Below are 11,395 nucleotides of genomic sequence, written 5' to 3' on the forward strand. Positions count from 1 at the left end.
TCCGTTACTTTCCTTTAAATCAGCCCCAAAGTCGCGACACACTTCACCTGCATACTGATGAAATGCTTTGTAGTGCAAGCCACTGAGTACTTTCTTTCGGTACTTAGTCACAAAGACAAGGTGAACATGTAAAAGAAACGCTGCATGTCTTGAACGGTTGATTTTATATTTTTGCATTGAAATTAACCGGATATACGGTAAGATAGTGAGATAATTTACTACACACTGAGTAATAATGCTAATTCTAAAAGCCTACAAATTCAGACTCGAACCAACCGAAAAACAGTCGCAACGTTTGCGGCAGTTGTGCGGATGCGCTCGTTTTATCTGGAATTACGGGCTAGCAGAGACGCAACGCATTATTGAATCCGGCGGTAAACTACCGTCAGCGTTTGAACTAAATCGGATGCTCACAGAATGGAAAAAAAAGCCGGAACATTCCTTTTTGCAAGAAGCCTACACGGATAATCTTCAGCAGAAACTCAAAGATCTGCACGGGGCATGGAAACGCTGCTTTGATAAAAAACTGGCAGCAAAAGCTCCTGTATTTAAAAGGAAAAATGACGGGCGTGATTCAGTTCGTTTTGTTAATTTTGATAAATATTGTCAGCTCGATAATGGCAGAGTGAGATTACCGTCAGGTTTGGTATGGGTAAAGTTCCGGCAGTCGCAAAAGCTGTACGGTAAGATTAAAAACGCAACCGTTAGCCAACATGCGGGACACTGGTATATATCGTTTCAGGTCGAACTGGAAATGGACATTCAGCCTCATTCGTCAGCAACAATGATTGGTTTGGATGCAGGTGTAACCAGACTCGCCACGCTGTCAGACGGCACAGTGTTTGAACCTGTAAACAGTTTTAAAACCAACCAAAAAAAGCTGGCGAAATTCCAGCGTCAGTTAAGCTGTAAAGTTAAATTCAGCAATAACTGGAAAAAACAGAAGCGAAAAATCCAACGTCTCCACTCGCATATAACCAATATCCGCAAAGACTACCTTCACAAAGTCACCAGTGAAATCAGCAAAAACCACGCGATGATCGTCATTGAGGACTTAAAGGTCAGTAACATGTCGAAATCGGCAAAAGGTACACAAGAGCAGCACGGACGGAATGTCAGGGCAAAATCAGGACTTAACCGTTCGATACTGGATCAGGGTTGGTATGAAATGCGCCGTCAGCTTGAGTACAAGCAGCTATGGCGCGGTGGTCAGGTATTAGCTGTGCCTCCGGCATATACAAGTCAACGGTGTGCATGTTGTGGTCATACAGCGAAAGAAAATCGTCAATCACAAAGTAGATTCGAGTGCCTTGAGTGCGGGTATACAGAGAACGCAGATATCAACGGAGCTCGTAACATTTTAGCGGCAGGACATGCCGTGTTAGCCTGTGAAGTGAACGGTGCAGTAATGCCGTCAGCAGCAGGAACCAGGCTTCTGAGCGATCAGATAGTCTCCGACTAACGGGAATCCCCCTCCTGAGTCACGAAGTGTGAAGGTGGGGGAGGATGTCAACTAGAACAGCAAAATATTCCTCATGGTGATATTTATATAGTGTTTACACCCGATGCCAAAATAGGTCGTGGTGCGCATAACATCGATTTAAAAAAATTTAAGGTACAGTGGGCATATAATTTGATTGGCAGGGGGATTGGCGGGCTTGAATATGAAAATTTTAATATTGCTAATGTGAGGATAAAAATTATCGGTAAAGGGACACTTAAAGAGAGTTCTAAAGAGGGTATGGTAGATGCTTTGACATTGGCTACCCGTATTCATAATCAGATCCCAAGCCAAGAAATAGCAAAGTCAACCATAATGGATCAAGGTTTTTATCATCTAAATGGTATTAAAGGCACAGTAGAAAAAACTGAAATGAATTATATTATTTGTGATTTTGATGAGCAAAGCTTTGCCAAACGCAAACGAGCTATGTTCCATATTGCAGAAGAACTGGGAAAAGATTTGCATCCTGACTGTTACATTGAATTGACGGTCGATGATATTTGTTACAATATGAATAAAGTTGTTTGCCAGTATCCACATGTCATTGATATTGCTAAACAAGCGATGATTGACTGTAATATTAAACCTATTGTACAACCAATTCGAGATATTACCCATGGCGCACTGTTAGCCAATTATGGTATCCCTTGTCCAAATATTTTTACTGGTGGATATAATTTTGATAGTAAATATGAATTTATTTCTTTAGAGGGTATGCAGCAGGCAGTTGAAGTCATTCTTCGCATTGTCACTTTAACGGCACAATATGCTAAATCAGACCAAGTGGCTGTAAACGAATAATGATTAACCTGCCAATGAATTATCAACCAGTCAAGCTAATCATGTTTTATGATATACAGGTTAAACAATTTTAATCGTTAAAATACCAATATCCATCATTAATTAGTTTGGTTAATAATTGCATAAAACAATTGTTATTCAAAGCGTTATCTAACATATCAGCTTGGATCTGTGGTTTTTCAAACAATATATTGATGGCTGTGATAGGTGGTTTAAAAAATTTTAATTGTTCACCATTAACAAAGTATTGATCTGCTACACATAACGTACGTAAGCCATTAAGTTTGTATAGCGTATTTCCTTGGCGCAGAAGCTGAATAACTTGCTCAAGGGTATAGGATGGATCGGGCGGTGCAATATCTAACTCATGACGTGACTGAGAAATAAATGTGCCAAACCAATGAGTAAAAATTTGTGGTTGAGCAAGCATTTGTTGCATTATATGTTGGATTTCCGTTAATTCAGTGGGCAATATCATAGCAGGATGGTCACGTGTTGCTATATCTGGATCACGATAATGATAATTACCTAAGTCATTAGCGATAAGATAATCGGCAAAACTACTAAATAATTCACGGCTAGACGGTGATCTAAACCCAACGGAGTAATTAAGTGAAGTCTCTATGGAATAACCTTCATGGGGAAAGCCTGGCGGTATATAAAGAATATCACCTGGCTCAAGTTGTTCGTCAATAATGGCAGCAAAAGGTTCAACCTGGAGTAGATCTGGATGTGGACAATGTTGTTTTAGTGTGATCTTTTCACCTACTCGCCAATGACGACGGCCAAGACCTTGAATGATGAAAACATCATATTGATCAATATGGGGGCCAACCCCACCTGCTGGAACAGAATAAGAAACCATTAAATCATCAATTCGCCAATCAGATAAAACACGAAAGGGGGCTATTAGGGCCGATGCTGGATAATGCCAATGATTAACGGCTTGTACTAGTAGTGACCATCCAGTTTCGGCCAATTGATCATAGTTATCAAAAGGGCCGTGAGTAACATTCCAACTTCCAGCTTGAAAGCTAACTAATCGGCTATCCACTTCATCTTCCATAGCTAATCCTGCTAACTCATCAGCTGAAATAGGATCAATAAAATCAGTAAATCCTTGTTTTATTAATAACGGCCGCTTTTGCCAATAATTTTTGATAAAATCTGGCCAATTGATATTAAGTTGATAGTCAATCATTTTATTCTGCATATTTATTTAATTTGTTAGCTAAAAGGTAAGCAAATGGCGTTGCTATTTAGTGATATTAGCTATCTGTCACCGGGAGTTGTTGTCTAAAAGTGACAATCACTCGCGCTCCACCTAATGGATTATGAGTAATAGCAATATCTCCATCATATTGTTCAATTATTTCAGCCGCAATAGAGAGTCCCAAACCTTGTCCTGGTCGTAGAGTATCGATTCGTTGACCTCGTAAAAAAATCAAATCACTTTTATCTTCAGCAACACCAGGACCGTCATCATCTACGATAATAATTAATGAATTTTCAGTGCTACTAGCGCTAACTTCGACAAATTCAAGACAATATTTGCAGGCGTTTTCAATAATATTACCCATAATTTCCATAAAATCTATCGGTTGACCTAGCCAAGTCATTTCAGGTGAGACATCGAGGGTCAAATTGACGCCTTTTTGTTGATATACTTTTGTTAAAGCACTACATAGATTGTCTAATAAGGCGGAAACAGAAGAAATCTCTCGGATCGCGAAATGATCCTCACTATGTATACTTGCACGATGCAAATAGTAGCCGATTTGTTGTGAAATTCGGCCAATTTGTTCCAGCATGATAGGTTCAGCTTGTTCAATGGTCATTTGTTTGCTTGAGCGCACAGAACGGAGGGTTGATTGTAATACCGCTAACGGAGTTTTTAGGCTATGGCTCAGATCAGCCAGTGTAGTACGATATTTGGTATAGCGCTTTTGTTCGTTTACGAGTAAATTATTCAAGTTACGCACTAATCCGCTGAGCTCTAATGGCGGATTTTCATCCAGTGCCTCCCGCTCGCCTTTTTCGATGCCGCTTATTTGTGAGCTTAATGATTTTATCGGGTATAAACTCCAGGAAGTCACTAGCCAAAGTAGCGGAATGACCAGAATAAAATTGGTTAATATAACATAGCCAAACCATTCCCAAACTAATCCAGTTTTCTGTAGATCTAAAGGTAAGGTATCTATGACTACAATAGTAAGTTGCGGTAGATTTTCGGTTGCCTGATAATGGTTGACAGAAACTGAGTGAATTAAAGAGCGATCCTCAATATCAGTAACGTTTTTAGCCGGTTTACTGCCGTTAGGTGAAACTTTCATTAATTCACGAGTGGTATTTAAATCGGTGTCTAATTCATACAGCCCATCCTTTTTTAGCCACTCTTTTTCAATGGCTTTTTCAATGGCGGGAATATAGTGTTGTCGCCACAGAATTTCACCCTGTTGATTATAAATTAAAATAAAAGCCGAGGTATTTAAGGTGAAGTCAGTTGGAACATGAATATCTAACTTATTATTACGCCATTGAGCCAGGCTATAAAATAGATTACTTTGACTTCGTAGTAAGGTATAGGTTGTTTTATCAAAACTAACTAAATAGCCAACGATAGCAACAGCACCATAGGAGAGTGTTAATGCTAATATTATCCCTGAAGTCGCAAGTAAAAAACGAGTTCGCAACGAAAGAGGTTTTTTGCGTTTTATAAAATTAAATAGCATCATCAGGCTGTTCTGCGTCAAACCGATAACCTTGCCCACGAACGGTCACAATGACATCATTAGGCCACACTTGCATAATCTTTTTTCGTAATCGTCCCATTAAAACATCGATAGTATGACTTTCACGCAATTCTGCATCTGGATAGAGCTGGCGCATTAGTGACTCTTTACTCACCACCTTACTGTTATTGCGCATTAAAGTTTCTAAAATCTTATATTCAAATGCAGTAAGTTTGATATTTTTATCTTTAATAGTGAATTCTTTACGCGACATATCAATAATAAAATCACTCAGTTGAAGTATTTGCGAAGCAAGTCCACTGTTACGACGCATTAATGCTTGAATTCTTGCTAAGATCTCCTCCAGGTGAAAAGGTTTGGTAACATAATCATCGGCGCCACTATTTAAGGCAACCACTTTTTCTTGCCAGCGTTCACGAGCGGTTAATATTAAAATAGGCAATTTAATATTGTCTTGCCGCCAACGCCTGATCATACTTAATCCATCTTCACCCGGTAATCCTAAGTCAACAATTGCAATATCGGGGTTACTCTCTTGCAAAAAATAATCGGCTTCTTTAGCATCTGCTGCTGCATCTACTTGGTGACCGGTCTCTTTTAACTGGACAGTTAGATGGTGACGTAAAAGCGCATTATCTTCTACAATTAATATCCGCATAACAACCTCAATTTCTCAATAGCTCTACTAGAAAAAGTAGTAATAAATCCTATGTTAGAAGGATAGCTGGATGACGGCAAGATATTACTGAATGAAAAGAAAATAATTATATGGTTTGATTGACTGACTAAATGTAAAAGTAGGGTGAGCAATCAATATTGCTCACCGATTAACGTTATTTTAAATAGTCCACCAGATTAATTGAGTAACCAATATAGTTGGCCGGAGTCATTGTTTTTAATCGATCTTTTTCTGTTTGAGGTAAATCTAAGTCATCAATAAATGCTTTGATGTCATCTGCTGTAGCTCGCTTGCCGCGGGTTAACGCTTTTAGTTTTTCATAAGGTTTTTCAATTCCATAGCGGCGCATAACAGTTTGAATAGCTTCAGCCAGCACTTCCCAGTTTGCGTCTAATTCAGTTTGTAAATTTTGCTCATTAACTTCTAGCTTGCTTAAGCCTTTCAATGTCGCTTGATAAGCGACTAAAGCATAACCAATGCCGACCCCTAAATTACGTAATACCGTTGAATCTGTTAGATCACGTTGCCAACGTGAAATGGGTAATTTGTTTGCCAGATGATTTAATAAGGCATTTGCTAGTCCGAGATTACCTTCGGAATTTTCAAAATCAATCGGATTAACTTTATGTGGCATGGTTGATGAACCAATTTCACCGGCAACGGTTTTTTGTTTGAAATGGTTAAGGGCAATATAACCCCAGATATCCCGATTAAAATCGATCAAAATGGTATTGAAACGAGCAATACAATTAAATAGTTCAGCTATATAGTCGTGCGGTTCAATTTGGGTTGTGAACGGATTCCATTTTATACCTAACGAAGTGACAAACTCTTCACTGAACAAATGCCAGTTTATGTCAGGATAAGCTGATAAATGGGCGTTATAATTACCCACCGCGCCATTAATTTTGCCTAAAATTTCGATTTGCTCAAGTTGCTGATATTGCCGCTGCATACGATAAGCAACATTGGCAAACTCTTTACCTATCGTAGTCGGTGTCGCAGGTTGGCCATGGGTTCTTGATAGTAGCGGCAAAGCGCGATAAAGATGAGCCATCTCTTTTAGATTATTAATGATTTTTCGCCATTGTGGAAGAACTACTTGGTCACGGGCAGTTTTTAGCATTAGCGCATGGGATAGATTATTAATATCTTCAGAGGTACAGGCAAAATGAATAAATTCTGCCACTTTTTCTAGTTCAGGCATGGCGGCCATTTTTTGTTTTAGGAAATACTCAACCGCTTTTACATCATGATTCGTTGTTTGTTCAATTTGTTTGATCTGAATGGCATCATTTTCATTGAAGTTAGTAACAATTAGCTCAAGATAAGCCTTTGCTTCGGCACTAAAAGTGGGGACTTCTTGAATGTCAGCACATGCAGCTAATTTTTGTAGCCAGCATACCTCTACTTGAATACGATATTTCAGTAAACCAAATTCACTGAAAATTGGACGTAATAGACTGACTTTATCACTGTAGCGGCCATCAATTGGCGATACAGCAGTCAGTGAAGATAATTCCATTGCTAGTGACTCCCAAATTTATTAACAATGAGCAAGAATTTCTTTTGCTTGAGTGATCAAACTTTGTCGCGAAAACATTAATTGTAGGCGGCTGCCACCGATTTGTTGCCATAGAACGGCGCTACGAATACCCGTAAAAAGTAATGCACGCACTTTAGCTTGTACCGAACTATTTTGAAGGATATCAGGAGCACCCGTTACCTGAATACGAGGGCCAATAGGGCTAATCACATCCACATAAATACCCGCCAGCGCGTTAAAAATACCACTGGACATAGGCTCAAAATAATTTTTTTGGTGTTGAAGTAGTTCAATACGTCGTTTTAGTTCATTACTTGCCGATGGATTTTTTCTTAGTCGACGCTCTAATCCGATAAGACTTAATAAGTAGCGAGTTAAATTTGAGTAAAGGGTATTATTTGAGGCGGTAAGTATAGCAATTAAAGTATTTAAACCAATGCGAAGATTTGTCTCGCTATTGCCATAAACATCTAATGTGGAAGTTGGATTAATATTTAACGTGCTATTAATCATAACTTCTATTGCATTATCGTCAATTTTGCCATTATGAGCTATTTGGTGAACCAAATGACATGCTTGGCAGATACCGGCAAAAGCAAGTGTAATATTATAAAAATTTTTGCTCACATTGACTCCTGAATACGTGTTTCAATAACGCCACCGCCTAAACAAATTTCACCATGATAAAAGACTGCGGATTGACCGGGTGTAACGGCAGCAATAGGATAATCAAATTGCACGGCAATTTTATTGTCACTAAACTGCTCAATTGTACAGGGGATATCGGGTTGCCGATAACGCGTTTTAACTGTGCATTGCTTGGTTTCGTTTAATGCTGGTGGGTTAATCCAATGGATTTGTTGGACGATAAGTCCTGTCGACATCAAACGTGGATGGTTATGGCCTTGGGCAACAATGAGGCGATTATTTTTAATATCTTTATCGACAACGTACCAGGGATCGTCGTTAGCTTCTTTTACACCACCGATACCTAATCCCTTACGTTGACCTAACGTATGATACATTAAGCCTGAATGTTGGCCTAAAGTTTTACCGTCAACTGTTATAATTGCACCTGGTTTAGCCGGCAGGTAGCGAGCGAGGAAGTCGCGAAATTTACGTTCACCAATAAAACAAATTCCTGTTGAGTCTTTCTTTTTAGCCGTAATTAAACCAAGTTCTTCAGCGATACGGCGAACGGTTGATTTTTCCAGCTCACCGATTGGGAAAAGACTTTGTGCCAATTGCGATTGATCCAAAGCATAAAGAAAATAGCTCTGATCTTTGTTATTATCCAAGCCACGCAATAATTGATGGCACCCATCAACGGTTTTACGTCGAGCATAGTGGCCGGAGGCTATATAGTCTGCCGCCAGATCTTGCGCCGCGAATTCTAGAAATGCTTTAAATTTAATTTCTTTATTACACAGAATATCGGGGTTTGGAGTGCGGCCAGCTTTATACTCAGCAAGAAAATGGGCAAAAACATTGTCCCAATATTCGGCGGCAAAATTAACAGTATGAAGCTCTATATCGAGTTTATCGCATACGGATTGTGCGTCGGCAAGATCGGTAGCCGCTGCGCAATACTCTTCATTATCGTCTTCTTCCCAGTTTTTCATAAATAGACCAGCAACCTGATAACCTTGTTGTTTTAATAGGTAAGCGGCTACGGATGAATCTACGCCACCGGACATTCCAACGATGACTTTTTTCAACTGGTTATCTGACATGAATAAATCTCACTGCGGGCAAACATAAAAACAAATATTTTAACATGCTGTGGCAAGTTGCACCATAGTAGCATTGAATTAATCGCTATTAGCCAGCATGAAATTGATGAGCGTCGATTAATGTTAATGGGAAAAATTTTCGGGTCATAAAACAGCGTATGCTTTCTGCCACTAAAGGTGAACGAAGGCACCGACTAGATAATATTTCATCGGCAGTAAGCCATAAACATTGATGGATATCATTATCTTGTGGAGCGGTTTTAGGCATCTCATCCAGTTCAATTAAAAAAAGAAACCGCAAGAAAGCACAGCCATCAGGCGCTATCCATTGATGGATTTTTATTAATTGCTGGGGAAATGCATTAATACCGGTTTCTTCATACAGCTCACGGCTAGCGGCAGCCAAAATAGTTTCGTCGGCTTCTAGATGTCCAGCTGGTTGATTCCAGACTGATTTATTATTAATAATTTCTTCTACAACTAAAAACTTACCATTAACGTGAACGACATTAGCAACGGTTACGTGCGGTTTAAACAAGATCAATCTCCTTCCATTCACCATGTTGTAAGTTATCTAATTGAAAATTGGCAATACTATAGCGAATCAATCTTAAGGTTGGAAATCCTATGTTGGCGGTCATACGACGTATTTGTCGATTGCGGCCTTCTGATAAGGTGATCCTTAGCCAACAGGTTGGGATGTTTTTTCTGATACGTATAGGAGGGTGACGCGGCCAAAGCCAGTCGGGCTCAGCAACAAGTTCAGCTTTTGCCGGCTTGGTCATACCGTCTTTTAATAGCAAGCCACGACAAAATTTTTGTAATGCTGCTTGTTCCGGTATACCTTCTACTTGCACATAGTAAATTTTTTTTGTTTTATTGTTTGGCTGGGTCAATTTCGCTTGTAATTTTCCATCATTAGTGAGTATTAATAAACCCTCGCTATCACGATCTAAACGTCCTGCGGCATAAACATTGGTAACAGAAATGTAATTTTTTAATGTCTGGCGACCAATTTGGTCAGTAAATTGTGACAATACATCGAACGGTTTATTAAATAGTATTATTCTGCGTAAATTAATCGTATGTTTGACAAAAATTTACGCTATTTTTGTCATGGTGTTGTTTCGATTTGGACTTTTTATGATGCAAATTTGTCATAGCCATGAGTAATAAAAAATGAGATCCCTATTATACCTTAAATTAACAGGCATTGGCGTAGAAAAAGTATTCAAGTACCATGCAATATTCTTACCAAAAGTTAATAGGTATTGCGCTAAGATAACGAAAAGGAAAGATTGATGGAAAGCAAAGTAATAGTTCCTCAACAGGGTGAAAAAATTACATTGGCAGCAGGTAAGCTCAATGTCCCTAATAATCCAATAATTCCTTATATTGAAGGGGATGGCATTGATGCTAATATTACCCCTGTGATGTTAAAAGTGGTTGATGCTGCAGTAAAAAAAGCCTATCAAGGTGACAAAAAGATTTCTTGGATGGAGATTTATACCGGCGAAAAATCAACCCAAATTTATGGCAAAGATGTATGGTTACCGGCTGAAACACTCGATTTGATCCAGCAATATCATGTTTCTATTAAAGGGCCACTAACTACACCTGTGGGCGGCGGGATCCGTTCTTTAAATGTTGCTTTACGTCAACAACTTGATCTCTATATTTGTTTACGGCCTGTGCGTTATTATCAAGGAACCCCTAGCCCAGTAAAACAGCCAGAATTGACGGATATGGTTATTTTTCGCGAAAATTCTGAAGATATTTATGCTGGGATTGAATGGAAAGCGGGCAGCTCTGAAGCAGATAAAGTGATTAAATTTCTGCAAGATGAGATGGAGGTAAATAAAATTCGTTTCCCAACCAACTGTGGTATCGGTATAAAGCCTTGTTCAGAAGAAGGGACTAAGCGGCTAGTGCGAGCAGCAATTGAGTATGCTATGCAAAATAATCGTCAATCGGTCACTTTAGTGCATAAAGGTAACATAATGAAATTCACTGAAGGTGCTTTTAAAGATTGGGGATTCCAGTTAGCACAAGATGAATTCGGTGCTGAATTACTGGATGGTGGCCCATGGATGAAAATTAAACATCCAGAGACAGGTAAAGATATTATTATCAAGGACGTAATTGCTGATGCGTTTTTACAGCAAATTTTGTTGCGCCCAGCTGAATATGACGTTATTGCTTGTATGAACCTTAATGGCGATTATATTTCGGATGCCTTAGCGGCTCAAGTTGGCGGTATTGGTATCGCCCCTGGCGCGAATATAGGCGATAGTTGTGCACTATCTTAACCTCCAAAGGGTACTCCCACCGACATAAGGTGGGAGGGGAATTTGGTCGGGCTTGAAAAGCCCGAAGAAT

10 protein-coding genes and 2 pseudogenes are annotated in these 11,395 nt (G+C 39.2%); 3 read left to right on the forward strand and 9 right to left on the reverse strand.

What is annotated here, in order from left to right:
- Positions 1-177: transposase (locus H1X92_RS05010; protein WP_180558337.1), on the reverse strand; the 177-nt coding region annotated here is incomplete at its 3' end.
- Between the two features lie 58 nt (positions 178-235).
- On the opposite strand from H1X92_RS05010, the gene H1X92_RS05015 reads away from it, so the two are divergent.
- Together H1X92_RS05015 and pepT are read left to right on the forward strand one after the other, a co-directional pair.
- Entirely contained in the window at positions 236-1,462 is a 1,227-nt protein-coding gene (locus H1X92_RS05015; RefSeq protein WP_180558336.1) for an RNA-guided endonuclease InsQ/TnpB family protein, read from the forward strand.
- Positions 1,463-1,528: 66 nt separating this feature from the next.
- Positions 1,529-2,305, forward strand: coding sequence for a tripeptide aminopeptidase PepT (gene pepT / locus H1X92_RS05020; protein WP_180559130.1), 777 nt, complete (start codon positions 1,529-1,531; stop codon positions 2,303-2,305).
- Between the two features lie 70 nt (positions 2,306-2,375).
- Here pepT and H1X92_RS05025 read toward each other — a convergent pair whose 3' ends face one another.
- The 8 genes and pseudogenes from H1X92_RS05025 to rluE all read right to left on the reverse strand — a co-directional run.
- Positions 2,376-3,503: a ribosomal protein uL16 3-hydroxylase gene (locus H1X92_RS05025; protein WP_180559131.1), complete on the reverse strand. Its 1,128-nt coding sequence runs from the start codon at positions 3,501-3,503 to the stop codon at positions 2,376-2,378.
- A 70-nt stretch (positions 3,504-3,573) separates the two neighbouring features.
- Positions 3,574-5,037 carry a two-component system sensor histidine kinase PhoQ gene (phoQ, locus tag H1X92_RS05030; protein WP_180559132.1) on the reverse strand — a complete coding sequence of 488 codons (1,464 nt, stop codon included), beginning with the start codon at positions 5,035-5,037 and terminating at the stop codon, positions 3,574-3,576.
- Positions 5,027-5,716 (reverse strand): two-component system response regulator PhoP, encoded by a 690-nt coding sequence (gene phoP / locus H1X92_RS05035; protein ID WP_180559125.1) that lies wholly within the window; start codon positions 5,714-5,716, stop codon positions 5,027-5,029. The genes phoQ and phoP overlap by 11 nt, the downstream gene beginning before the upstream one ends.
- A gap of 175 nt (positions 5,717-5,891) precedes the next feature.
- Positions 5,892-7,262, reverse strand: coding sequence for an adenylosuccinate lyase (purB, locus tag H1X92_RS05040; RefSeq protein WP_180559126.1), 1,371 nt, complete (start codon positions 7,260-7,262; stop codon positions 5,892-5,894).
- 21 nt (positions 7,263-7,283) lie between these two features.
- A complete protein-coding gene (hflD, locus tag H1X92_RS05045; RefSeq protein WP_180559127.1) occupies positions 7,284-7,910 on the reverse strand; it encodes a high frequency lysogenization protein HflD in 627 nt (208 codons plus the stop codon).
- Entirely contained in the window at positions 7,907-9,016 is a 1,110-nt protein-coding gene (gene mnmA, locus H1X92_RS05050) for a tRNA 2-thiouridine(34) synthase MnmA (protein ID WP_180559128.1), read from the reverse strand. The genes hflD and mnmA overlap by 4 nt, the downstream gene beginning before the upstream one ends.
- Before the next feature lie 88 nt (positions 9,017-9,104).
- On the reverse strand, positions 9,105-9,554 hold the full coding sequence (locus tag H1X92_RS05055) for an NUDIX domain-containing protein (protein ID WP_180559129.1): 450 nt from the start codon (positions 9,552-9,554) through the stop codon (positions 9,105-9,107).
- A pseudogene (rluE, locus tag H1X92_RS05060) lies at positions 9,547-10,089 on the reverse strand (23S rRNA pseudouridine(2457) synthase RluE); the annotation flags it as partial. The gene H1X92_RS05055 and the pseudogene rluE, both read right to left, overlap by 8 nt.
- A 228-nt stretch (positions 10,090-10,317) precedes the next feature.
- Here rluE and icd point away from each other — a divergent pair.
- A pseudogene (gene icd / locus H1X92_RS05065) lies at positions 10,318-11,319 on the forward strand (NADP-dependent isocitrate dehydrogenase); the annotation flags it as partial.
- Positions 11,320-11,395 lie beyond the last annotated feature (76 nt).

Origin of the sequence: Arsenophonus endosymbiont of Apis mellifera, assembly GCF_903968575.1 — a bacterium.
GTDB classification, from domain to species: Bacteria; Pseudomonadota; Gammaproteobacteria; order Enterobacterales; family Enterobacteriaceae; genus Arsenophonus; species Arsenophonus apicola.

Coding starts and splice junctions, on each gene's coding strand:
- H1X92_RS05015 (WP_180558336.1), top strand. CDS start 236: ATGCTAATTCTAAAAGCCTACAAATTCAGACTCGAACCAACCGAAAAA.
- phoQ (WP_180559132.1), bottom strand. CDS start 5,037: ATGCTATTTAATTTTATAAAACGCAAAAAACCTCTTTCGTTGCGAACT.
- phoP (WP_180559125.1), bottom strand. CDS start 5,716: ATGCGGATATTAATTGTAGAAGATAATGCGCTTTTACGTCACCATCTA.
- purB (WP_180559126.1), bottom strand. CDS start 7,262: ATGGAATTATCTTCACTGACTGCTGTATCGCCAATTGATGGCCGCTAC.
- mnmA (WP_180559128.1), bottom strand. CDS start 9,016: ATGTCAGATAACCAGTTGAAAAAAGTCATCGTTGGAATGTCCGGTGGC.